This is a genomic window from Pseudomonas graminis, assembly GCF_013201545.1.
Lineage (GTDB): Bacteria > Pseudomonadota > Gammaproteobacteria > Pseudomonadales > Pseudomonadaceae > Aquipseudomonas.
Genome location: NZ_CP053746.1, coordinates 1,429,315 through 1,451,925, shown reverse-complemented (window position 1 = coordinate 1,451,925; position 22,611 = coordinate 1,429,315). Strand labels below are relative to the sequence as shown.

The 22,611-nt window shown below is 60.3% G+C and carries 18 protein-coding genes; 4 read left to right on the top strand and 14 right to left on the bottom strand.

Features of this window, described 5'->3' with window-relative positions; all coding sequences use genetic code 11:
- Positions 1 to 104 precede the first annotated feature (104 nt).
- Complete coding sequence (locus tag FX982_RS06660; protein ID WP_172610070.1) at positions 105 to 2,321, top strand: glycoside hydrolase; 2,217 nt, start codon at positions 105 to 107, stop codon at positions 2,319 to 2,321.
- Between the two features lie 40 nt (positions 2,322 to 2,361).
- Here the strand turns inward: FX982_RS06660 and FX982_RS06655 are convergent, their stop codons facing one another.
- The 12 genes from FX982_RS06655 to FX982_RS06600 form a co-directional block, all read right to left on the bottom strand.
- Positions 2,362 to 2,988 (bottom strand): class I SAM-dependent methyltransferase, encoded by a 627-nt coding sequence (locus FX982_RS06655; protein ID WP_172610069.1) that lies wholly within the window; start codon positions 2,986 to 2,988, stop codon positions 2,362 to 2,364.
- Positions 2,989 to 3,179: 191 nt separating this feature from the next.
- A complete protein-coding gene (locus FX982_RS06650; protein ID WP_122536756.1) occupies positions 3,180 to 3,824 on the bottom strand; it encodes a methionine ABC transporter permease in 645 nt (214 codons plus the stop codon).
- Complete coding sequence (locus FX982_RS06645; RefSeq protein WP_172610068.1) at positions 3,814 to 4,941, bottom strand: methionine ABC transporter ATP-binding protein; 1,128 nt, start codon at positions 4,939 to 4,941, stop codon at positions 3,814 to 3,816. Before FX982_RS06645 ends, FX982_RS06650 begins: the two co-directional genes overlap by 11 nt.
- A 2-nt stretch (positions 4,942 to 4,943) precedes the next feature.
- Entirely contained in the window at positions 4,944 to 5,738 is a 795-nt protein-coding gene (locus FX982_RS06640; RefSeq protein ID WP_172610067.1) for a MetQ/NlpA family ABC transporter substrate-binding protein, read from the bottom strand.
- Between the two features lie 96 nt (positions 5,739 to 5,834).
- Entirely contained in the window at positions 5,835 to 7,208 is a 1,374-nt protein-coding gene (locus tag FX982_RS06635; protein WP_172610066.1) for an LLM class flavin-dependent oxidoreductase, read from the bottom strand.
- On the bottom strand, positions 7,208 to 8,413 hold the full coding sequence (locus FX982_RS06630; protein WP_172612995.1) for an SfnB family sulfur acquisition oxidoreductase: 1,206 nt from the start codon (positions 8,411 to 8,413) through the stop codon (positions 7,208 to 7,210). Before FX982_RS06630 ends, FX982_RS06635 begins: the two co-directional genes overlap by 1 nt.
- A gap of 37 nt (positions 8,414 to 8,450) precedes the next feature.
- A complete protein-coding gene (locus tag FX982_RS06625; protein ID WP_172610065.1) occupies positions 8,451 to 9,692 on the bottom strand; it encodes an SfnB family sulfur acquisition oxidoreductase in 1,242 nt (413 codons plus the stop codon).
- Between the two features lie 514 nt (positions 9,693 to 10,206).
- Positions 10,207 to 10,941, bottom strand: coding sequence for a hypothetical protein (locus FX982_RS06620; protein ID WP_172610064.1), 735 nt, complete (start codon positions 10,939 to 10,941; stop codon positions 10,207 to 10,209).
- Between the two features lie 572 nt (positions 10,942 to 11,513).
- Positions 11,514 to 12,257: an L-cystine ABC transporter ATP-binding protein TcyN gene (gene tcyN, locus FX982_RS06615; RefSeq protein WP_172610063.1), complete on the bottom strand. Its 744-nt coding sequence runs from the start codon at positions 12,255 to 12,257 to the stop codon at positions 11,514 to 11,516.
- 3 nt (positions 12,258 to 12,260) lie between these two features.
- Positions 12,261 to 12,929 carry a cystine ABC transporter permease gene (tcyL, locus tag FX982_RS06610; protein ID WP_172610062.1) on the bottom strand — a complete coding sequence of 223 codons (669 nt, stop codon included), beginning with the start codon at positions 12,927 to 12,929 and terminating at the stop codon, positions 12,261 to 12,263.
- Positions 12,926 to 13,723 carry a cystine ABC transporter substrate-binding protein gene (gene tcyJ / locus FX982_RS06605; protein ID WP_122624380.1) on the bottom strand — a complete coding sequence of 266 codons (798 nt, stop codon included), beginning with the start codon at positions 13,721 to 13,723 and terminating at the stop codon, positions 12,926 to 12,928. The genes tcyL and tcyJ overlap by 4 nt, the downstream gene beginning before the upstream one ends.
- A gap of 230 nt (positions 13,724 to 13,953) precedes the next feature.
- Complete coding sequence (locus FX982_RS06600; protein ID WP_172610061.1) at positions 13,954 to 14,955, bottom strand: D-cysteine desulfhydrase; 1,002 nt, start codon at positions 14,953 to 14,955, stop codon at positions 13,954 to 13,956.
- Positions 14,956 to 15,170: 215 nt separating this feature from the next.
- On the opposite strand from FX982_RS06600, the gene epsC reads away from it, so the two are divergent.
- Both epsC and betT read left to right on the top strand, forming a co-directional pair.
- On the top strand, positions 15,171 to 16,115 hold the full coding sequence (gene epsC / locus FX982_RS06595; protein ID WP_197986109.1) for a serine O-acetyltransferase EpsC: 945 nt from the start codon (positions 15,171 to 15,173) through the stop codon (positions 16,113 to 16,115).
- Positions 16,116 to 16,553: 438 nt separating this feature from the next.
- Positions 16,554 to 18,509 carry a choline transporter BetT gene (gene betT / locus FX982_RS06590; RefSeq protein ID WP_163022128.1) on the top strand — a complete coding sequence of 652 codons (1,956 nt, stop codon included), beginning with the start codon at positions 16,554 to 16,556 and terminating at the stop codon, positions 18,507 to 18,509.
- Positions 18,510 to 18,618: 109 nt separating this feature from the next.
- Here the strand turns inward: betT and FX982_RS06585 are convergent, their stop codons facing one another.
- A complete protein-coding gene (locus tag FX982_RS06585) occupies positions 18,619 to 19,371 on the bottom strand; it encodes an SDR family oxidoreductase (RefSeq protein ID WP_172610060.1) in 753 nt (250 codons plus the stop codon).
- A 238-nt stretch (positions 19,372 to 19,609) separates the two neighbouring features.
- Between FX982_RS06585 and mgrA the strand changes: the two genes are divergently transcribed.
- Positions 19,610 to 20,647 (top strand): L-glyceraldehyde 3-phosphate reductase, encoded by a 1,038-nt coding sequence (mgrA, locus tag FX982_RS06580; RefSeq protein ID WP_122536767.1) that lies wholly within the window; start codon positions 19,610 to 19,612, stop codon positions 20,645 to 20,647.
- A gap of 162 nt (positions 20,648 to 20,809) precedes the next feature.
- Here mgrA and FX982_RS06575 read toward each other — a convergent pair whose 3' ends face one another.
- Positions 20,810 to 22,549: an amidase gene (locus tag FX982_RS06575; protein WP_172610059.1), complete on the bottom strand. Its 1,740-nt coding sequence runs from the start codon at positions 22,547 to 22,549 to the stop codon at positions 20,810 to 20,812.
- Between the last annotated feature and the right edge of the window lie 62 nt (positions 22,550 to 22,611).

Here is a 22,611-nt window from a genome sequence, read left to right as displayed (position 1 = left end):
TCGGTCTGACAGACACTCGCCTGTCCCTGCCTTACTGTGCCCCGCTGAATCTATTAGCGGGGCTCGACGTGCCATCTCTCTCAGTGCGCTTGTGTGTTTGCCTTATGGTTAGCTGGCTGATGATGTCCGGCAGTTCGGCTGAAACGCTGGAAAACGAGTTCTGGCGGGTGAACGTTGATCCGCAGACACTCGCGGTCCGCGTCTCGCCAACCGGGCAACCTGCCTTGCAGGCATCAAACGGGGTCAAGGCGCATCGCGTCAGTGAGCTCAAGGCTTCGCAGGACTCCCTCGCGTGGCAGTGGGACGACGGTGCCTGGCATCTAGAAGTCCGGCTGCAGCAACGCGACCTCTTGCTGACCATCAAGGCCCGGGATGCCGGTGTGCTGGAGTTCCTGAATCAGCCGGGCGAGGCCATGGGCAAGGCGCTGATCTGGCCGATGGCGGAGGGTCATTACGTCCCTCGGGGGGACAGTGTCTGGCAACAGTTTCTGGTGGCCCAGGGCGAGATCAACACCACACAGGACCTGAGCTTGCCGCTGTGGGGAATGGACCACGGCGCGTTCACCCTGACCTGGCTGTTGACCAACCCGTTCAACAATCGTCTGAGTCTGTATTCGCAGGGTGTCGCGCTGGGGTTGTCCGCCCGTCATGAGTTCACGGCGCTGGATGTCAGTGCGCCAATGACCCTTCGCCTGTCTCTGGACGCCCCCGATCCGCTGGCCGGTGCAAGGCGCTATCGGCAGTGGCTTATCGACAATGGCGAATATCAGACGCTCGAAAGCAAGTTCGAGAAAACCCCGGAGGGGCGCAAGCTGCTCGGCGCCGCCCACGTGTATCTGTGGGGCAACGACTTGCTCGCGCCTGGGGACGTTAAATCATGGGAGCGCCTGACTCAGGTACTTGCGTCCAATGAGCCACTGGCCGTGCAACTGCGCAAGCGGCTGGATAAACAGGCCTTGGTTGCGCTGAGTGGAAGCCATGGGCAGTTGCAACACTGGCAACGGGTCACCCTGCTGCGCAGTCTGAACAACGCCTTTAATTCAGTCGCACGGCAAGCCTGGCAAAGCGATGCCCAGCCCGACGTGTCGCGGTTGGTCTCGCGTTACGGCGAGCTTCGCGGAGAGGTTGCCCGCCTGTTTGCCGGCGCCCTCGCTGAGGACCCGTCAACCTGGGGCGGCGCGCTGTCCCTTAAGGGAGTCAAAGATCTGCAAGCATCCGGTTGGTCCCGCCTGTGGCTTGGGCTCGGCGAAGGTTGGGAGGGTGGGCTCTGGCATCCCGAGGCGGTCGGCGCCGCCGTACAGGCAGGCTATCTGATTGCGCCCTATGACTCCTACGAAACGGCTCTGGCGACCCATGAAAATCCGGACTGGGTGACCGCTCACCTGGGCAGCGACGCACATCGTCAATGCGCCATCGTGCTGAAGGACGGCACGTTCAAGGCAGGTTTTCAGCAGTCCGGGCATTACACCGATCCACGTTGTGTCCGGCCGTTAATGGAGACGCGAATTACGGCTGTACAGGCCGTCGCCGGTTTCAACAGTTGGTTTCTGGATGCCTACGCCACGGGGATGCTGTTTGACAGCTATCGCCCCGGCGCGACCATGACCCAGATGCAGAACGCCGCCGCCAATGTCAGTGCTTCGCAGTGGGTGGCTGAAGCCCGAGCGCTGCCCTCAGGTTCCGAGGACGGCAATGCTGTCACCGCCGCAGGCATCCTTTTCGCTCACGGCATGCAGACGCCGGTGATCGGCTGGGGTGATTCGGACCTCAGTCAGCACAAGTCCTCCCGCTGGTACCTAGGGAGTTGGTATCCACCGGAGCAGCCGGACGTGTTCTTCAAACCGGTGCCGATCAAGGAGCCTTATCGCACCGTTCACTTCAACCCGACGACCCGTCTGCCGCTGTATCAAACCGTATTCCATGGATCAGTCATCACGACTCACCACTGGCTGTTCGACAGCCTGAAACTGGTGAATGTCAGGCAGCACAACGAGCTCGCTCAACTGCTCTATAACGTGCCGCCGCTGTATCACCTGAGCAGCGCGACGCTGGCCGAGCGGTTGCCGGTGATGCAGCGACAGGACAGTTTTTTCAGGCCATTGCACGAGCGCCTTGGCAACCAGGCGATGACGGCATTTAGCTGGCTGACCCATGATCGACTGGTTCAGCAGACCACATTCGCGGACGGAACAAGGCTGGTGGCGAACTTCGATGGCACGCCGCGTGAGGCAGTGGGCCGTTCGTTTGCAGAGCATAGCGTGACGGCGTTTGGGCCTGACGGAGCGATCAGCGTTTATCACGTAACAGGGGAAGGCGGCTGATGCACCCGGTGTTCAGGACGCTACTGCAGACCCCAAACCGTCATACCTTGCGCCAGACACTCGCCAGCCACGGCTGCTGCTCCCTCGGCAATCCCGGCGGTCGGTAGTAATGCTCGACTTCGCTGAACCCGGCCTCGGTCAGTAACGCGCTCCACGATTCGAGATCATGAAATGAACCGAAGCGCTCGCCTTTCCAGCCTTCCTGATTGTCGCCCCGGGGATTGGAGCTGAACAGCACGCCGCCGAGCTTCAACGCGCCGTGCAGCTCGCGCAGCACCCGAGGCAACTCCTGTCGGGGGACGTGGAAAAGCGAGGCGTTGGCGAATATGCCGTCGAAACGTTCGGCGGGCAGATTCAGCTCAAGGAAGTTCTGATGGAGCACGTCGCAGCCGCTGTCGGCGCGGGCCATCTCAGCGAAGCGTTCGGAGCCGTCCAGTCCGGTGGCGATGTGGCCCATGGCAGAAAATGTCTGAAGATCACGCCCTGGTCCGCACCCGAAATCGAGAATCTGGAACGGCGCCAGGCCGGTGATATTGCGCAGCAACGCATCAATGTTCTGGCTGACGTCATGATCACGAGTGCCTTCGCGAAAGCCCTCGGCGACCTCGTTGTAATTGCCGAGGGTAGTGGCGGTGATCTGAGCGAGATCATGTGGGTCGAGTTTCATCGTGCGGCCGTCTGAGCGTGGAAAGCCGCCAATATACCCCGCTCACGAATTGCAATCTCCTGGCGGAACTGCATGCCATTTGGTAGGACCGGTTCAACTGGTAAGAGGCCCGTGGCAGCGCCATCTATTTTGCAGTTGGACGTCTGACGCTTTCCCGGCTAAAGCCGGTCCACAAGTAAGGCATCCTGAGATCAGCGCTTATTCAGCCGCAATGCCAATCGATCCCCGCCCAGCTGAATCACCGCCACCAAGATCACCAGCAACACGATCACCGTGAGCATCACTTGGGTGTCGAACCGTTGATAACCATACCGATACGCGATGTCGCCCAAACCGCCAGCGCCTATCGCACCGGCCATGGCCGACGAATTGATCATCGTCACGATGGTGATGGTGAATCCGCCGACGATGCCCGGCAGTGCTTCGGGCAGCAGCACGTGCCAGACGATGTGCCAGCGGCGGCAGCCCATCGCCTGGGCCGCTTCGATCAAACCATGGTCAACTTCGCGCAGGCTGACTTCCGCAATACGCGCGAAGAACGGTGTCGATGCGATGGTCAGCGGCACCACCGCCGCCCATACGCCGTAGGTCGTGCCGACGATGAGCCGCGTGAACGGGATCAGCGCAACCATCAGAATCAGGAACGGCACTGAACGAAAGATATTCACGAACGCGCCCAGTACACGGTTTACATTGGGCGCTTCAAAAATGCCGCCTTTGCCGCTGGTGACCAGAATCACCGCCAGTGGAATGCCCAGTATCAATGCGATCAGCGACGACACGCCGACCATCAGGAAGGTGTCGATAACGCCCTGCCAGAGACGATCAAGCCACATAACCCAGTACCTCCGCCTGATGCGCGTGCTTGCGGGCGCGATTGAGTAATTCGTCTGCCGACAGCGGCGAGTGACTCACCGCCAGCAACAGATGACCCAGTGCACGCCCTTGAATACGTTCGACCCCGCCATGCAGCAGGCTCACGCGCCCGCCAAAGGCATTGAACAGCGCGGACAGATCAGGCTCCTTGCCATCGCCGCCGGTGAATTGCAGATCCAGCACAACGCTGGCGTGATGATCGGAAGGGTGCGGTTGCAAGCGCGCTTGAACATCCTCTGGCAGCGTATGTTGCAGCGGTGCCAGCAGTGTCTTGCTCACCTCATGCTGCGGATTGCCGAATACCTGCCAGACTGGCCCCTGCTCAACGACTTCACCTTTTTCCAGCACCACCACGCGGTCGCAGATTTCTCGAATCACCGCCATCTCGTGGGTGATCAAAATGATCGTCAGCCCGAGGCGCTGATTGATCTCGCGCAGCAGCCCCAGAATCGATTGCGTGGTCTCCGGGTCGAGGGCCGAAGTCGCCTCGTCGCACAGCAGAATCGCCGGATCATGCACCAACGCCCGGGCAATACCGACGCGCTGCTTCTGCCCACCCGACAACTGCGCCGGATAGGCCCTGTGCTTGCCCTCCAGCCCGACCAACTCCAGCAGTTCGGTAACTTTGCGCTGGCGCTGCGCCTTCGGCACGCCCGCGACCTTCAGCGGCAGCTCGACGTTCTGCCACACCGTCTTGGCCGACATCAGATTGAAATGCTGAAAGATCATGCCGATGCGTCGGCGCAGCGCCACCAGCGTGTCTTCATTGAAGTCGCCGATGTTCACCTGATCGATCAGCACGCGGCCGCTGCTGGGTTTTTCCAGACGATTGATGGTGCGGATCAGCGACGATTTGCCAGCGCCGCTTCGGCCGATGATGCCGAACACCTCACCGCACTGGATATCCAGATCGATGCCCTGAAGCGCCGGCACCGGGCCTTGCGGACCTTCATAGACCTTGCCCAGATTGATGAAGCGCACATGGGCGTGTTGCTTCTCCGGGTGCAGTTCTGATTGCTCGGCGGCATGAGGAGCAGCACTCTCAAGCGTCAAAGCGCGTTGGGCGGATGCCGTCATGATCAGTTCTTCCAGCCAACCTGATACAGCGAGCCATTGACCTTATCCAGGGAGGCGCGCACGACCGGCGAGTGTTGGTAGATGTCGATGAACTTGGCCAGCCGCGGGTCATCCTTGTGGTCCGGTTTGATGACGAACTGAATGACGTATTCCGGGTGGTCGAGGCCGTCGAACAGGATTGCCGAGCCGGCGTCGAAGGTCTTCGACAAACGAATGTAGGCCGGGTAGCCCTGCACCAGATCGGCATCGTCATAGGCGCGCACCAGTTGCACGGCTTCGACCTGAATCAGCTTGATCTTCTTCGGGTTGGCGGTGATGTCGTCTTCGGTGGCCTTGTAGCCAACGCCCGGCTTGAGGGTGATCAAGCCAGCCTTGGCCAACAGTTGCAGGCCGCGGCCACTGTTGATCGGGTCATTGGCGATTGCGACGGTGGCACCGGTTGGCAGCTCATCGAAGCTTTTGTACTTCTTGGAGTACAGCCCGACATTGTTGATGATGCCTGGCGCGTACGGCACGAGATCGAAGCCGGACGCGGCTTTGGCATTCTCTAGAAACGGAATGTGCTGGAAGTAATTCACGTCGATGTCGCCGGCGTGGAGGCTGACGTTGGGCGCGATCCAGTCGGTGAATTCCACTAGCTCCACCTTCAGGCCCTGTTTCTCGGCTTCGGCGACGGCCGCTTCCAGCGGTATGGCAAACGCGGCGGTGGTGCCGACTTTGAGCGGTTGATCGGCAGCGTGGGTGACGCCGGCAAGCAGGCCCAGGGACAGCGCGAGGGTGAGGAGGGTTTTGATCATTGAGGGGTAATCCGTGTCAGTGGTCTGGTTTGAATGCTTGGGTGTCTGTGAAGCCGTCTTCGCGAGCAAGCTCGCTCCCACATGGTTTGAGCTCGCTCACGCCTGCGATGGAGTGTGTGCCCTGAAGCTGGCCCCCGCATGCCGTTCCGGCAGTCTTGCGTCACCGTCTTCAAACAGCTTCTCGCGCAAGGTGCCGTGTTCGTACGCGGTCTTGTACGAACCCCGACGTTGCAGCTCCGGGATCACCAGATCGATGAAATCCTCGTAGCTCTCCGGAGTGACGATGCGGGTCAGGTTGAAGCCGTCCAGGCCGGTTTCCGCAATCCACGATTCCAGCTCGTCGGCCACCTGCTCGGGCGAGCCGATCAGCGTGATGTAACGGCCGCCCAGGGCGTGCTGATCGAGTAACTTCTGACGGGTCCAGTCGTTGTTCTTGAGAATCTTCGTGGCTGACTGAATGGCGTTGCCTTTCACGTGCTGGATCGGCTCGTCGAGCGCGTAGTCGGCGAAATCGATGCCGGTGGAGGCGGCAAAATGCGCCAGTCCTGCCTCGGCGCTGGCGTAAGTCAGGTACTCCGCATGCTTGGCCCGGGCCGCTTCTTCGGTGGGGCCGACGATGACGTTGAGGCCCATGAACACCTTGATGTCATCCGGGTTGCGCCCGGCGGCCACCGCGCTGGCGCGGACCTTGTCGACCTGCTCGCGGGTTGCGGGTTTGTTCTGCGCGCTGATGAACACGCACTCGGCGTTGCTGCCGGCAAACTGCAGACCGCGCTCGGAGCTTCCGGCCTGGAACAAAACTGGCGTGCGCTGTGGCGACGGCTCGCACAGGTGATAACCCTCCACCTGATAGAACTCGCCGCTGTGCCGCACGTAGTGGACCTTTTCCGGCTGCGCGTAGAGGCGCGCCTGACGGTCCTCGATCACCGCATCGTCCTCCCAACTGCCTTCCCACAGCTTGTACAACACCTCCAGGTATTCATCGGCCTGGTCATAGCGGCGGTCATGTTCGATCTGCTCGGTCAGGCCCATCGCGCGCGCGGCGCTGTCCAGATACCCGGTGACGATGTTCCAGCCCACGCGTCCGCGCGTCAGGTGATCCAGCGTCGACATGCGCCGGGCGAACAGGTACGGCGCCTCGTAGGTGAGGTTGGCGGTCAGGCCGAAGCCGAGGTTTTTGGTGACCGCGGCCATGGCCGATACCAGCAGCAGCGGATCATTCACCGGCAACTGGATCGACTCCTTCAGCGTGACGTCCACCGAGTTCTGATAGACGTCATAGACCCCGACGATGTCGGCGATGAACAAGCCGTCGAACAGCCCGCGCTCCAGCAACTGCGCCAGATCTGTCCAGTAGTCGAGGGTCTTGTACTGGGTCGACGTGTCCCGGGGGTGGGTCCAGAACCCGTGATTGATGTGGCCGATGCAGTTCATGTTGAACGCGTTGAGCAGGATCTTTTTCTTGCTCATCAAATCGTCCCCCGGCGTGGCGGGTTGACGTCATTGAGGTAGTAATTGCCGATGGCGTGGTACTTCCAGCGCACCGGGTCGTGCAACGTGTGGACCCGCGCGTTGCGCCAGTGCCGGTCAAGGCCGTGCTCTGCCAGCGTGGCTTGGGAACCGGCAAGTTCGAACAAGGTGCTGCCGGCTTCCAATGAGATTTCGGTGCTGATCGCCCGCGCTTCCGCCACGGCGATCGATGCCTGCGCCAGACTTTCCGGCGTCGTCTCAGCCTGGGCCCGATCAAGGCATTCGCCCGAACGTTCGAGCAAGGCTTCGGCGGCGTGAAGACGAATGCCGAGTTTGCCAAAGCTGTGCAGCGTCAGCGGGTCATCAACGGCTTTTTCGATGCCGGAGTCGATCCACGGCCGCGTGCGGGTGCGTACGAAATGCAGCGCGTCTTCAAAGGCAGCGCGGGCGATGCCGGTGTCGATGGCGGCATGGAGGATCTGCGCCAAAGGGCCGACAGTGGTCGGGCGCTCGAAGGCAGTTTGAAACGGCACCACGTCATCGGCTTCGACATACACGTTATCGAACACCACTGAGCCGCTGCCCGTGGTGCGCTGGCCGAAGCCGCTCCAGTCGTCGATCACGCTCAGCCCTGCTGCATTCGCCGGCACGAACGCCAACTGCTGCACGCCGCTGTCATCCACGACCGAGGTCGGTATGCGTTGTGCGTAAAGGGCGCCGGTGGCGTAGAACTTGCGGCCGTTGATGCGCCAGCCATTGCCGTCGCGACTCAGTCGGGTGGTGCGGTCGTGGGCGGTTTTGGTGCCCAGTTCGGCCAGCGCATTACCGAAGCGTTGACCGGCGAGGACCTCGGCGTACAGCCGCGCCTGCTGCGCCGGGCTGCCGTTGACCCGCAGGACTTCCAGCGCGTAGAAGTGGTTTTGCGGGATCTGCCCTAGCGAAGCGTCGGCCGCAGAGATGATTCGGATGACTTCGGCCAGGGTGATATTGGACACGCCTGCGCCACCAAAGGCCTTCGGCACGCTGATGCCCCACAGGCCCGAGCGCGAAAACGCCTCCAGTTCCTGATGGGGAAGCCGCCGTTCACGATCTCGAATGGCACTCTGTTGTCTGAAATTTTCCGCCAACGTGCGCGCGATGCGCAGCGCCTCGGCGGCGTCCCGAATGATCGCGGTCACGGCGGCCGCCTGCGTGTCACGCGGCAAGGGTTGAAGGCTCATAGGTGTGCTTCCAGTGGTCTGGTTATATCCAGGAGTGACGGGCAGGCAGGGCGCCATTCAGGTGCCAGGCGCCGACGGCGTGGACCTTCCAGCGGACCGGGTCGTGGAGGGTGTGAACCCGCGCATTGCGCCAGTGACGATCAAGATTGAATTCGGCCAGCGTCGCGCGACTGCCCGACAGCTCGAACAGTTTTTCACTGGCGAGCAGGGCGACCTGTGTCGTCAGCACCTTGGCTTCGGCAACCACGATGGACGCCCGCGCCGCTGAGTGTTCGTCGATGGGTTCGGCGGCAATTTCATCCAGCACACGGCCAGCCCTGCGCAACAGTGCTTCGGCGGCGTGCAGTTCGAGTTTCAACTTGCCGATGTCGGCGATCACATACGGGTCGTCGCTGGCACGCTCGACATTGGCGTCGATCCACGGTCGCGAACGCTCACGCACAAAACGGATGCCTTCGTCGATGGCTTCCCGGGCAATGCCTGCATCAATGGCCGCCTGGATCAGTTGCGACACCGCACCCTGAATGTTCGGCGCCAGGCCCAGTTTCCAGTTATCAACAACCAGCTCGCCACTCACGCGCACGTTTTCCAGCAGCACGCTGCCGCTGGCGGTGGTGCGCTGACCGAAGCCGGACCAGTCGTCGATGATGTACAGCCCCGGCGTCCCGCGTGGCACGAACACCAGCACCTGCTTGCCGTCGTCATTGATGGCCTTGATCGCGACCCAGTGGGCGAATAACGCGCCGGTCGAGTAGAACTTGCGGCCGTTGAGCAAAAACTGATCACCGTCTGCGGTCAGTCGTGTACGGATATCGAGGGTGTTTTTGGTCCCCCGCTCGGGGCCGCCATTGCCGATGCGTGCGCCGCCGAGAACGCTGGCGAAGAGGGTTTGTTTCTGAGCCTCTGAGGCGCTGCCGATCAGCGAATTGAGAATACCGAAGTGGTTTTGCGGAATCTGGCCCACGGCAGGGTCGGCTGCCGACAGGATGGCGAAGACTTCGGCGAGGGTTACGAATGACACCTGTGGCCCGCCATAGATCCGCGGTACCGAGATGCCGCCCAGGCCACTGCGGGTAAACAGCTCGATTTCCGACCAGGGCAATTGCCGCTCACGGTCTCGCGTGGCGGCATGGGTGCGCACGACGGCGGCCAGCTCATGGGCCGCCGCAATGGCGTCGGCGTCGTTGCGCAATAGGTTGGCGGGGAGCAGGGGAGGAGCCACGTCCAGGGTGTGCTGGACAGAAAGGGCGTTCAGATCAGTCATGGTGGTGACCTTCACGAGCGCGAGCACGGGAGTCGTTGTGCTTGACCATTCGAACCTCGAATCAATACCGCTGTGGCGGCGAGAAAATTGACGATGGTCCGGTGGTCCGGTGCATATACCCTAAGCGTGTATAAACATTAAATAAACTCACATTTAGGAATAAGCATAGAAGGTGATGCGGCGGATGCCGTCGCCAGCGCCGTGGCTTGGGTGTAGGTCAGGCATGAACCGAAAGCCAGGGCCAGAATCATGTACTTGACGATATGTCTGCAGGGCATGGTGGACACCTCGTGAGGGGTTTCACCGCAGGCTAGCAGCCTGTTTTCGCGCAGTGAGGAGGTGACCTGTAGGACGCTGATGGAGATGATGTGGGAGGTTTCCCCTCAGTGACTGATCTGTGGCGTCGATCACGATTGCGGCATGTGATTGGAGGCGCGAGGCCAGGGAGGCGGGCTGCAGACGTGTCGCAGCGCGCTGATGCTGCGCCGCGACAACGTCCTGAAGAGGGCCGACGTCAAGTTTCGGCCTCATCGGTCATGTCGGTCTCCACCTTGATCAACCGCGGCGGCGCCCAGCGCGAGTTGTTGCCGACACGGTCAATCACGCAATAGCTCACCTCCAGATGCGGATCATCGCCCGCCTCGCGCACCAACTCCGCCGGTACGTCCACAACAATAGGCATGCCGACGTCGTCTTGGGTGAGCGCTGGCAGATCCAGACGCATGTCGCCCCAGCGCAGGGTGATTTCATCGTAGGCGTCCATGTTGGGATAAGCGTCGAGAGTGAGTTGCACGCCCTCATCGAAGTGGCGCGCCGTCAAACCGCCTTGCATGACTGACTCGGCAAACGTCACGGGTGCCAGTCCCTGATTCTCATCACCCTCGCCGCTAACCAATTGACCGCCGGGAGTCTCCAGTTTGACCCATAGCTTGGCACCGGGAGACTTAATGGGTTCGCTGCCAATTTTAGTAACGCGATAGTAGGTTTTAACTTTTCCACTTCGAAGAAAACTTTCGGGTACATGTAGGACGGATGTGTGTCCGATGTCAGACTCTGATAGAAGTTTTGATGCGGCATAACAGCCTCCCCAAAACAATTCGATCAAGTCACCGCAGTCCATCTCTGGCCAGGGATCAATGTGTACCTGCAGATCGGCCGCCGCAAGGGCGCCAATCCCGTGCTTGTTCGACTGCGGAAGATACGGGGCCATCAGCTTGAAAGACTGAGTCATTACTGAGGTATGGATCATCTTTAATACTCTTCGAATGTGTGCCTGGGTTAAGGCAAGTCAGGTGGTTAATTCATCGCAACTGCAGCGTGAAAACGACTGGCACTAGTACACGCCGGGATGCGCAGGCATGGCAAACATTACAAACGGTGGTAATTAGAGGGTTGCCGTTTTGGAAAGAAAATACACCGAGAGCGATTTCAGCTAATTGTGTTGCGATGTTTGTGTCAACCGTAATTAAGTTTTTAGAGTGTGTGTAACGCAAATGCAGAAGTTTCCTACACTTGTGCGTTGCTTATGGGGAGGGAAGTGCGACTGTGGTCCTACCTGAGCCGCCGGGCACGCGGTACTCCACAGCCAGCAAGCTGATGAAAAAGTGTCAGCGGCAGTTATTTGTGGGTGAAGAAATGGTCAATCAACGTTGCGGGGAAGTGGAGAGAGTGAGGGCTGTTCGTATTGAAAAAATAGATAGATTGATGACGGCTAGCCGGCGTTGAAATAGTAGGACTTTTAGTGGGTCAACGCTTTTCTAAATATGAACGACAAAGAAAACGGCGCCTGTTGGCGCCGTTTTAAACACATAACGTGTCAGACTAATTCCTGCTGCGCTCAAGAAACTGCCTTGTGCGTTCTTCTTTGGGATTGGCGAACAGCGCTTTCGCTTCGCCCTGCTCGACGATGATGCCCTTGTCGATGAAGATCACCCGGTTGGCGACGTCCCGCGCGAAGCTCATCTCGTGGGTCACGATGACCATTGTGCGTTTCTCCAGCGCAAGAGCGTGAATCGTGTTGAGCACCTCGCCCACCAGCTCAGGATCAAGCGCCGAGGTTGGTTCGTCAAAAAGAATGACCTCGGGCTCCATGGCCAGCGCCCGGGCAATCGCCACACGCTGCTGTTGACCGCCGGACAGACGACGCGGATAAGCGTCCTCTTTGCCCGCGAGGCCGACTTTCGCCAACAGCGCGCGACCCAGCTCGACAGCCTGGTCGTGAGGCATCTTTTTGACCACGGTAGGGCCTTCGATGACGTTTTCCAGCGCGGTGCGGTGGGGGAACAGATTGAAGTTCTGGAAGACGAACCCGACATGCTGGCGCAGTTGCCGGATCAAACCCTGCTGCTGGCTTAACGGGCGGCTCAAATCGACTTTGATGTCGCCCACGATAATGCTGCCGCTCGTAGGCACTTCCAGCAGATTCAGGCAGCGCAGCAGCGTGGTTTTGCCCGACCCGCTAGGGCCGATGATTGCCACCACTTCGCCAGGCTCGACCTTCAGGTCAATGCCCTTCAGCACTTCGTTGCCCTTGAATTGCTTGGTCAGTTTTTCAACCGTGATCATGCCTCAGGACTCCACATCGTGGCGGTTGGCCCGCGCTTCCAGGCGATTTTGAAAATGCGCCAGGATGCTGCACAGCACCCAATAGATCACCGCAACGGTGAGGTACATGGTGAAAATCTCCAGCGTCCGCGAGGAGATCAGCTGCGCCTGGCGGAACACTTCCGGCACCTGAATGGTGGCGGCCATTGCCGTGTCCTTGACCAGTGAAATAAAGCTGTTGCCCAAGGGCGGCAACGCGGTGCGTGCAGCTTGCGGCAGAATGGCGCGGCGCATGGTCTGGGCGCGCGTCATGCCAATGCTCGCTGCAGCTTCCCATTGCCCTCGGTCCACCGAACCGATCGCGGCCCGAAGGATTTCGCAGGCATACGCAGCCATGTTCAGCGACAGGCCGATCAGCGCTGCGGTGATCGCATCCAGTTCAATCCCCAGGTCCGGCAGGCCGTAATAGATCATGAACAGCTGGACGAGCAGCGGCGTGCCACGGAAGAACGACACGTAAACCCTGGCAATGGCACTGATGACCCAGATCTTTGACAAACGCATCAGTGCCAGGCCGAAGCCCAGCACCAATCCGAAAAACATCGACCCCAGGCTCAAGCCCACCGTGTAATACGCGCCCTTGAGCAGGAAGGGCGCGGAGTCCAGCGCGAGCTGAAGGCTCTCTGGGATCATTTGGTCACGTCAGCCTTGAAGTACTTGTCCGACAGCTTGGCGAGGGTGCCGTCGGCGCGCAGCTTGTCGATGGCTTTGTTGATTGCGTCCAGCAATTCAGGCTCACCCTTGCGCAGTGCGACACCGGATTCCTGACGGGAGAACGCTTCGCCGGAAACGGCCAGCTTGTCCTTGGTCTTGGCAACCAGTTCCAGTGCAGCGAGGCGGTCGACGAGGATGGCGTCGATGCGGCCGACACGCAGGTCCTGGTATTTGGTCGGATCATCGTCGTAGGTTTTGACGATGGCATCAGGCACGTTGGCTTTCAGCCATTCTTCATAGTTGGTGCCAAGGCCGACGCCGACTTTTTTGCCTTTCAGGTCAGCAGCGGTTTTGATCACGCCGACGTCTTTGGTCTGCACCAACGCCTGAATACCCGACACGGTGTAGGGTTCGGAGAAGTCGTACTTCTTCTTGCGCTCGTCGGAGATGGTCACCTGATTGACCACGACATCCAGACGCTTGGATTCCAGCGCAGCCAGAATGCCAGCCCACGGCGTGGCTTGCAGCTTGACCTTGACGCCCAGTTCCTTGGCCAGTGCTTCAGAGAACTCCACTTCAAAGCCGGTCAGTTTGCCATCCTCACCCACGAAGCTGAACGGTGGGTACGTGCCTTCCAGGCCGACGTTGAGGGTTCCGTTCTTTTTGATGGTTGCCAGTTGATCGCCAGCCATAGCCTGGCTGACCAGACCCGTGCCCAGCACCAGGCTGAAGGCCGACAACAGAAAGGTGCGGCGGATTGCAGACATGTTCATGAAAGTCCCCTGTTTTAATTGGAATGTCAGGCAAGTATCAGACCCGACGAAGCTACGTTGGCATCACGCGTTTATCCAGCTTTTTCAGTCGCCTGCGGGGCTCTGCGCGCCGGCTGGCGGCGATCATAAGACTCGAATCCAGCGTTGAAAAATAATAAAAAGCGGGCTGCTTATCAGTTTTTCGAATAACTGGCCCGGACCGCCCTGTGAACAGGATCGCGACCAAGGCCCTATCTCGCCGCGAAGACGTCTTGATACGCAAACAAGGCAGGCGCGCCTCCGGTGTGGAGAAAGACGACAGGCCCGTCTTCGAAACGCTGCCGGCCAACGCCGTCGAGCAGCCCGGCCATGGCTTTGCCGGTGTACACCGGGTCCAGCAGCAGCCCTTCATGACTGGCCACCAGCCGAATCGCCGCAAGCGTGCCGGCATTCGGCTCGCCATACCGTGGGCCAAAGTACTCGTCCCACAGCTGCACCTTGAATGCGGCGGGCAGTGATTCGCCCAGCAGCTCCACGGTTTGCTCGGCCAGGCGCTGAACTTTGGGCGCCTGGGTTTCTTCCGGGCGCGACACGGTCACGCCAATCACCGGTAACTCGGGCAGCTCCTCGGCAAGGGCCAATGCCAGGCCGCTGTGGGTGCCGGCACTGCCAGACGCGAGCACGACGGCTGCAAATGAGAGGCCGCTTTGCTTGATCTGCTCGGCCAGTTCAAAACCTGCGCGCACATAACCCAATGCGCCGAGGGCATTCGAACCGCCGATCGGCACCAGGTAGGGCTTCTTGCCGCTGAGACGCAACCGGCTGGCCAGGGCTTGTAGTTGCTCATCGGCGTTGTCGAGGTTCTCGACCAGCTCGACCTTGGTATCAAACAAATCCAGCAACAGGCGATTGCCGTTGCCCAGGTAATTGCTGTCGTCGGTTGCAATCGGGTTTTCCAGCAGCGCCACACAGCCCAGGCCGAGGCGGGCGGCGAGGGCGGCCGTCTGGCGCACATGATTGGACTGAATGGCGCCCGCGGTGATTAGCGTGTCGCACCCTTGCGCCAGGGCATCGGCCGCGAGGTATTCGAGCTTGCGCAGCTTGTTGCCGCCCATGGCCAGCGGCGTAATGTCGTCGCGTTTCACGTAGACGTCGCGGCCGGCCCAGGTCGAAAGGCGTTCCAGCTTTTCGAAGGGCGTGGGACCGCCGAGCAATTCCAGACGATTAAAACGGGCGAGCTGTTGTTTGATCATGGTGGCGTCGACAGGTCTGCAATTGGGTCGCAGGACTATAGGCAGACGGTTCCTGCAGGGCAACCGCCCAGCGTCCTTCATCCTCTGCGCAGAAGCCCCACGAAAATTGTTATTTTTTTGCCGCGAAGGGATGTCGTAGAGTGATTCCACTTCGGCCGTTACAGCCTGACTCGCCGTTGAATTGAGGAGAAATCTGCGTGAGCACTATTCCCGACCTGTCCCCGGAGTCCTGCGCCGAGGGCGTGACCGGCCACTGGCAATTGCAGCGGATTGTGGGCGAATTGCGCGCCGCGCGTGATGACTGGCGTACCAGCAACGGCCGAATCAGCGGCGAGAAGGGCGGCCGCGAGCTGCCTTCCCGTGAGGCCATGCGCGACATTCTCGATGCGTTGTGCGGCGCGCTGTTTCCGATGCGGCTGGGGCCGGTGGACCTGCGCGAAGAGAGCGAGGATTTCTACGTCGGCTACACCCTCGACGTGGCGTTGAACTCGCTGCTCGACCAGGCGCGGCTCGAATTGCGCTACGCCGCCCGGCAGAAAGGCCAGGATGCCAGCTGCGCGGATGTGCATGCGGAGCGGCTCATTCAGGATTTCGCCAGCGCGCTGCCGACCATTCGCCGCATCCTCGACACCGACGTGCTGGCGGCGTACCACGGTGACCCCGCCGCGCGCAGTGTCGATGAAGTGTTGCTGTGCTACCCGGGCATTCTGGCGGTGATTCACCATCGTCTGGCCCATCACCTGTATCACAATGGTTTGCCCCTGCTGGCGCGCATCAGCGCCGAACTTGCCCATTCCGCCACCGGCATCGATATCCATCCCGGTGCGCAGATCGGCCCGAGCTTCTTTATTGACCACGGGACCGGCGTGGTCATCGGCGAGACCGCCATCATCGGCGAGCGCGTGCGCATCTACCAAGCCGTTACGCTGGGTGCAAAACGTTTCCCGTCTGATGAAGACGGGCAATTGCTCAAAGGGCATGCGCGTCATCCGATCGTCGAAGACGACGTAGTGATCTATGCCGGCGCCACGATTCTGGGGCGCATCACCATCGGCAAGGGCTCGACCATCGGCGGCAATGTGTGGCTGACGCGCGGCGTCCCGGCGGGCAGCAACGTCAATCAGGCGAGCCTGCAGCACGAGGATGGTTGTCCGAAGTAGCGTAGATCGCAGCCAGCACCAACGCCGGCGGATTTCACTGTGTAGGGCATCTTCCGTTGCAGACGATGCGGTCAGGCAGCAAACGCAGACCTTGTGGGAGTGAGCAAGCTCAGTCCCACAATTCCTTGTCTTCAAATACACCACGTACAGCCTCCATAATTTTTCAGCGCGTTAAAAACCCTCCCGAACCCACGGAACGAAAGGCTTTCGGCGTCCGTCCTACCCTCGCCTGAGTGAGCGTCACGCCACTGTGCATTAGTCTCTGGCTGTCTTTTCGTGCTTTAATTGAACGTTCAATCAAGTTAAACCGGTGGTTCGCTGCCCGCTGATCTCAGGAGGCCTACCTTTGCCGCATTCACGTTCCATGATCGATCCCCTCGCCCGCGCGGCGGTATTCATATGAATAATTCAAGCGCTCCAAACGGCTCGGCTGTTCGCATGAACGGCCCCGTTTTCTACTTCGCCGCCAGCTTTATCCTGATCTTCGGACTGGTCGTGATCGGCTTCCCGGAAGCCTCGGGCGCCTGGTTGCTCGCCGCACAGAACTGGGCCGCCAACACCGTTGGCTGGTACTACATGCTGGCCATGACCTTGTACCTGCTGTTCGTTGTGGTCACTGCGCTGTCCGGCTACGGCAAGATCAAGCTTGGCGCTGACCACGATGAACCCGAGTTCAGCTACCTGTCCTGGGCAGGCATGCTGTTCGCCGCCGGGATCAGTATCACGCTGTTCTTCTTCTGCGTGTCCGAGCCGCTGACCCATATGCTGCAGCCGCCCCAGGGTGAGGGCGGGACCACCCAATCGGCACGTCAGGCCATGCAGCTGCTGTTTCTGCATTGGGGCCTGCACGGTTGGGGCGTGTTCGCCTTCGTCGGCATGGCGCTGGCCTACTTCGCCTATCGCCACAACTTGCCGCTGGCATTGCGTTCAGCGCTGTACCCGCTGATCGGCAAGCGCATCAACGGCCCGATCGGCTACGCCGTCGACGGCTTCGGCATCATCGCCACCATCTTCGGCCTCGGCGCCGACATGGGCTTTGGCGTACTGCACCTCAATTCCGGGCTGGACTACCTGTTCAACGTGCCGCACACCCAGTGGATTCAGGTCGGTTTGATCACCCTGATGATGGGCGCAGCCATCCTGGTGGCTATTGCGGGCGTCGACAAGGGCGTGCGGGTCATGTCCGACATCAACATGCTGCTGGCCTGTGCGCTGCTGCTGTTCGTGTTGTTTGCCGGACCCACGCAGCACCTGCTCAATACCCTGGTGCAGAACATCGGCGATTATCTCGGCGCGTTGCCGGTCAAGAGCTTCGACGTGTATGCGTACGATGGCCCAAGTGACTGGCTGGGCGGCTGGACCGTGTTCTATTGGGCGTGGTGGATTGCATGGTCGCCGTTCGTGGGTCTGTTCATCGCGCGCATCTCCCGTGGCCGCACCATTCGTGAATTCGTTTGCGGCGTGCTGCTGATCCCGCTGGGCTTCACCCTGGCGTGGATGTCGATTTTCGGTAACAGCGCAATCGACCTGGTGCTGAACCACGGCATGGCTGCGTTGGGCCAGTCGGCCATCGAAGATCCTTCGATGACGCTGTATCTCATGCTGCAGACGTACCCATGGAGCCGGACGGTCATTGCCGTGACGGTGTTCATCAGCTTCGTGTTCTTCGTGACGTCGGCCGACTCCGGCACCGTGGTGCTGTCGACGCTGTCTGCCAAAGGCGGCAGCCCGGACGAAGACGGCCCGAAATGGCTGCGTGTGTTCTGGGGCGTGATGACTGCTTTGATCACCAGCGGCTTGCTGTTCTCGGGCAGCATCGATGCGCTGAAGTCTGCGGTGGTGCTGACCTCACTGCCGTTCTCGCTGATTCTGCTGCTGATGATGTGGGGGCTGCACAAAGCGTTCTACATGGAGTCCCAGCGCCAGATCGCTCAGCTGTACTCACTGGCACCGGTCTCCGGATCCCGGCGTGGCGGCTGGCGTCAGCGTCTGACCCAGGCCGTGGCGTTCCCGTCCCGTGATGAGGTTTACCGCTTCCTCGACCAGACCGTGCGCCCGGCGATTGAAGAAGTGACGGCAGTGTTTGTCGAGAAAGGACTGACCGTCGTGACTCAGCCGGATCCGGCCAATGACACAGTGGGCCTGGAAATCGGCCACGGTGAAGAGCGTCCGTTCGTGTACCAAGTGACCATGCGTGGCTATTTCACGCCGTCCTTCGCACGCGGCGGCATGGGCTCCAAACAGCTCAACAACCGCCGGTATTACCGCGCTGAAGTTCACTTGAGCGAGGGCAGTCAGGACTACGACCTGGTGGGCTATACCAAGGAACAGGTCATCAACGACATCCTCGACCAGTACGAGCGCCATATGCAGTTCCTGCACCTGGTGCGTTGAGGCTGCTTCTTTGCAGGCAAACACGTGCCCGCGATGGCGTCGTGTCGGTCCCCTAACCGGGACTGACACGAAATCTTCGCGGGCACGCGCGTTTCTGCAGTTTGGTTATTTACGCCAAGCCACCATTGGCCCGCAGCACCTGCCCATTCACCCAGCCTGAATCCGGGCCGGCAAGAAACGACACGACGCTGGCGATATCTTCCGGCTGCCCCAGGCGTTGCAACGGCGGCATGCTGGCGAAGTGCTGAATTTGCTCCTCGCTCTTGCCGTGCAGGAACAGTTCGGTGGCTACCGGACCCGGCGCGACTGCGTTCACGGTGATATTCCGCCCGCGCAGCTCTTTGGCAAACACATGGGTGAAGGCCTCGACGGCTGCTTTGGTCGCGTTATAGATCGCGTAACCCGGCAGGTTCAGCGCCAGTGCAGTGGTGGAGAAGTTAATGATGCGGCCGCCGCCGTTCATCCGCGCGCCGGCTTCGCGCAAGGTGTTGAAGGTGCCTCGGGTGTTGATGTTGAACGCCTGATCGAACTGCTCATCGCTGGTCTCTGCCAGCGGCAACGCCTTCATAACGCCTGCGTTATTAACCAACACATCCACCTTGCCCAAGTGTGTCTCCGTTTGCTCGAACAACGCGCGGACCTCGTCAGCCTTGGCAACGTCGGCTTTGATCGCGATGGCCTGGCCGCCATCGGCATTGAGCTGCCCAACCAGGGCGTTGGCCTCTGCCGCGCTGCTGGCGTAGTTCACGACCACCGCGAAACCGTCGTGGCTCAAGCGCCGGGCGATTTCAGCGCCGATACCACGGGAGGCGCCGGTGACGATGGCGACAGGGCGGGTGATGTGTGGGGTGGACTGCGTCATGGTGAGTCTCCGCTTCATTGAGAGTGAGTGCAGCTTCACATGGCAGACCGCGCTGATAAACGCCGCAGAAGCGCATTCATTGTTCTGCTGCGGCGAACAATGCAATGGCCCTGGCTATCTGTCAGCGCTGAAGCGAAGCGTTCGTCCACTCCCTTGAACCCCCTCGCCGCAGAGAAATCCGAGTAATCTCGCAGGTTCGTTTTGTGACCTGACTTCCATACAAGAAAGAGAGGACTGGATGACTTACATCGCCGCCGAGAACCGTTATGAACGCATTCCCTATCGTCGCGTAGGCCGCAGTGGCCTGGTGCTGCCAGCGCTCTCCATGGGTCTGTGGCACAACTTCGGTGACAGCACCCCGATCGACACCCAGCGTGCGATGCTGCGCACGGCCTTCGATCTGGGTATCAATCACTTCGACCTCGCCAACAACTATGGCCCGCCCTACGGCAGTGCCGAAATCAACTTTGGTCGCCTGCTCAAGGAAGACTTCAAGCAGTACCGCGACGAGCTGATCATTTCCAGCAAAGCAGGCTGGGACATGTGGCCGGGGCCTTACGGTCAGGGCGGCGGGTCACGCAAGTACGTGCTCGCCAGCCTCGACCAAAGCCTGCAGCGCATGGGACTGGACTACGTCGATATTTTCTATTCCCACCGCTTCGACCCGGACACCCCGCTGGAGGAAACCGCGAGCGCACTGGCCACGGCTGTGCAGCAGGGCAAAGCACTGTATATCGGGATTTCGTCGTATTCGGGTGCCAAAACCCGAGAAATCGCAGGCCTGCTGAAAGAGTGGAAAGTGCCGCTGCTGATTCATCAGCCGGCCTATAACCTGCTCAATCGCTGGGTGGAAAAAGACCTGTTGGACACCACTGAAGAACTAGGCTCGGGGGTTATCGCGTTCACCGCACTGGCCCAGGGACTGCTCTCGGACAAATACCTGAACGGCATTCCAAAAGACGCACGGGTCAACCGTCCCGGCGGCGGCTCGTTACAGGCGGGGCACTTATCGGAGCAGAACATCGAGCACGTGCGCGCGCTGAACGAGATCGCCAAGCGTCGTGGTCAGAGCCTAGCGCAGATGGCACTGGCCTGGACGCTGCGCGATCCGCGCGTCACCTCCGCGCTGATCGGTGCGAGCCGCCCGGAGCAGATCGTCGAGAACGTCGGCGCCCTCGACAATCTGGAATTCAGTCAGGAAGAACTGGCCGAGATCGACCGGTTCGCGGTGGAAGGCGGGATCAATCTGTGGGAGAAGCCGTCTTCAGCGGAGTGAACGGCTCACTTCGCTGGGGGCGGGTATAGCTCACCGCCCCCAGCGGTGCACGCCAGTTCACTGTCAGATAAGGCTCGCCTCGATCCGTTACCAATTGTGCTGGAGCGCTGGCTGGGCGCCAGGCGATGACGAAGAAGGGCAGTTGAGCCGTCGGATCGCTCTTCATGGTCGCAGACTGCCTTCTCTGACCAGTGGATCTGTCGAGTTTTCGCGGGTGATTGGCCAGTAAGGCTGTGCAAGCAGTGCAGGCGTTCGCAGCTGAGGATCATCGGGTGCCTGTTGGTGGTACTCGGGATAATGGTGCTGATAGTCCAAGGCCGCCTGAACCAGACATGCATCGCTGAAGCGTGGTCCCCAGAACGCGGCGTTTACCGGCAACGGTCTGGTGATGCCGGTAGTCCCATGGCCGATGGGAAAAGTCACCATCGGCCATCCCAGTGCATTGGGCAGATCGTAAAAGCGTCGTTGATTTTGCAATCCTGAGGGCTCGCCCAGTCCGATTCGATACCCTACATGCGCGCCCAATGGCATGACTACCATGAAATCCACGCCCGCTTCATCCAGAGCGTCTTGCCATAAAGCCATCTGTGCGCGACGTCGCTGCTCCGCTTCTATTCGCACTGAGCACGGCATCTGCTCTATGACAGGGTGGGTGAACGCCGTGCCGTAGTAGCGCAAAAGTGTTTCCCGGTCCTCGTCGGGTCGGCCGGCAGCAAAGTCTTCGACGGCTTGCCAGTAATTTGCTTCGTATTGCTGGCAGTAGGTAGTCGCCATTGCTGGCGTGACACGTATATCGAGGTGTTCAATCGTCCACAGCACGGGCCCTGCGTAATAAAGGCAGTTGGCCTCATCGGCCATGTTCACTCCCTCAAAGTCGAGCACTCTTGCGCCGAGCTGCCGCAACTGCTGTTTAAAGCGCTCAAACGCCAGTCCATAGTCGGGGTCGTAAGTGTGTCCCGGAGGAGCGTCTGAGGCAGACATCCAGTCAGTCTGTGGCACGCCTATCGTAAGTCCCGCCAGTGGGGTTTCTCCCGGACGTGGTGTAGTCGGCATCTGTGGAAACGGCAGCGGCGTATACAGCGTCTGCGGATCGCCAATCGGATCGGGGCCTTGTATCGCGGCCAGGAGATGAGCCGCGTCCTGTACTGAACGTGCCATCGGACCGACCACATCCCAACCTATCCGCAACGGCATCACGCCGCCGGTCGATACGTAGCCCAGCGACGGCTTGATGGCGCTGGCACCGTTGGCAGCGGCCGGAATGATCATGGAGCCGCCGGTCTCCTCCCCCAGCGTTGCGACACACAGCCGAGCGATCGGAGCGATGGCGGATCCGGAGCTGGAGCCACCGGGCACTTTGTCCACATCCCAAGCGTTACACCCGAAATCACCGACGGTGCTGCCTGAGAAGCGTGAGCAAATGGTATGCCCCAGCACGACAGCCCCCGCAGCGCGCAACCGGGCGACGGCGGTGGCATTGCGAAGTGCGAAATTGGTACTGAATTCCGGTGCACCATTCTTGCTCTCAAGGCCGACGATGCCTATGGAGTCCTTGACGCCAACGGGTATTCCGCAAAGCATCGGCGCGATGCCACGCGGATCGTCCGGATTGTTGATCCATGCATCCGCGTCTTGTGATTGGGCGAGCGCCTGCTCGCGATCAATACGCACAAAGGCGTTATAGCCGCCGTTGTCGTTGTAGGTTTCCAACGGACCATTGAGCTGATCAATCCGCTCAAGATAGGCGAGGGTGATTTGTTGGGACGTCAGTTCGCCGGTACGCAGCAATGCGGCCATTTCGACGAGCGAATAGTCGACCAGGCGCGCTGGAGTTTTGATTTGCCGACGTTTAAATCGTTGGCCGATGCCCCATTGAAGGGCGTATTGCCAGAATCGGTTCACGTGATTGAGCTCCCTGTCTCAGTGGTCGAGACGTCAGGAGCTAATCACTGTTGCCGTACCGC

Bases quoted from the DNA above. Each gene is read 5' to 3' on its own strand.
- FX982_RS06660 (WP_172610070.1), top strand. From the start codon at position 105: ATGGTTAGCTGGCTGATGATGTCCGGCAGTTCGGCTGAAACGCTGGAA.
- FX982_RS06655 (WP_172610069.1), bottom strand. From the start codon at position 2,988: ATGAAACTCGACCCACATGATCTCGCTCAGATCACCGCCACTACCCTC.
- FX982_RS06650 (WP_122536756.1), bottom strand. From the start codon at position 3,824: ATGTGGCTTGATCGTCTCTGGCAGGGCGTTATCGACACCTTCCTGATG.
- FX982_RS06645 (WP_172610068.1), bottom strand. From the start codon at position 4,941: ATGACGGCATCCGCCCAACGCGCTTTGACGCTTGAGAGTGCTGCTCCT.
- FX982_RS06640 (WP_172610067.1), bottom strand. From the start codon at position 5,738: ATGATCAAAACCCTCCTCACCCTCGCGCTGTCCCTGGGCCTGCTTGCC.
- FX982_RS06635 (WP_172610066.1), bottom strand. From the start codon at position 7,208: ATGAGCAAGAAAAAGATCCTGCTCAACGCGTTCAACATGAACTGCATC.
- FX982_RS06625 (WP_172610065.1), bottom strand. From the start codon at position 9,692: ATGACTGATCTGAACGCCCTTTCTGTCCAGCACACCCTGGACGTGGCT.
- FX982_RS06620 (WP_172610064.1), bottom strand. From the start codon at position 10,941: ATGATCCATACCTCAGTAATGACTCAGTCTTTCAAGCTGATGGCCCCG.
- tcyN (WP_172610063.1), bottom strand. From the start codon at position 12,257: ATGATCACGGTTGAAAAACTGACCAAGCAATTCAAGGGCAACGAAGTG.
- tcyL (WP_172610062.1), bottom strand. From the start codon at position 12,929: ATGATCCCAGAGAGCCTTCAGCTCGCGCTGGACTCCGCGCCCTTCCTG.
- tcyJ (WP_122624380.1), bottom strand. From the start codon at position 13,723: ATGAACATGTCTGCAATCCGCCGCACCTTTCTGTTGTCGGCCTTCAGC.
- FX982_RS06600 (WP_172610061.1), bottom strand. From the start codon at position 14,955: ATGATCAAACAACAGCTCGCCCGTTTTAATCGTCTGGAATTGCTCGGC.
- betT (WP_163022128.1), top strand. From the start codon at position 16,554: ATGAACGGCCCCGTTTTCTACTTCGCCGCCAGCTTTATCCTGATCTTC.
- FX982_RS06585 (WP_172610060.1), bottom strand. From the start codon at position 19,371: ATGACGCAGTCCACCCCACACATCACCCGCCCTGTCGCCATCGTCACC.
- mgrA (WP_122536767.1), top strand. From the start codon at position 19,610: ATGACTTACATCGCCGCCGAGAACCGTTATGAACGCATTCCCTATCGT.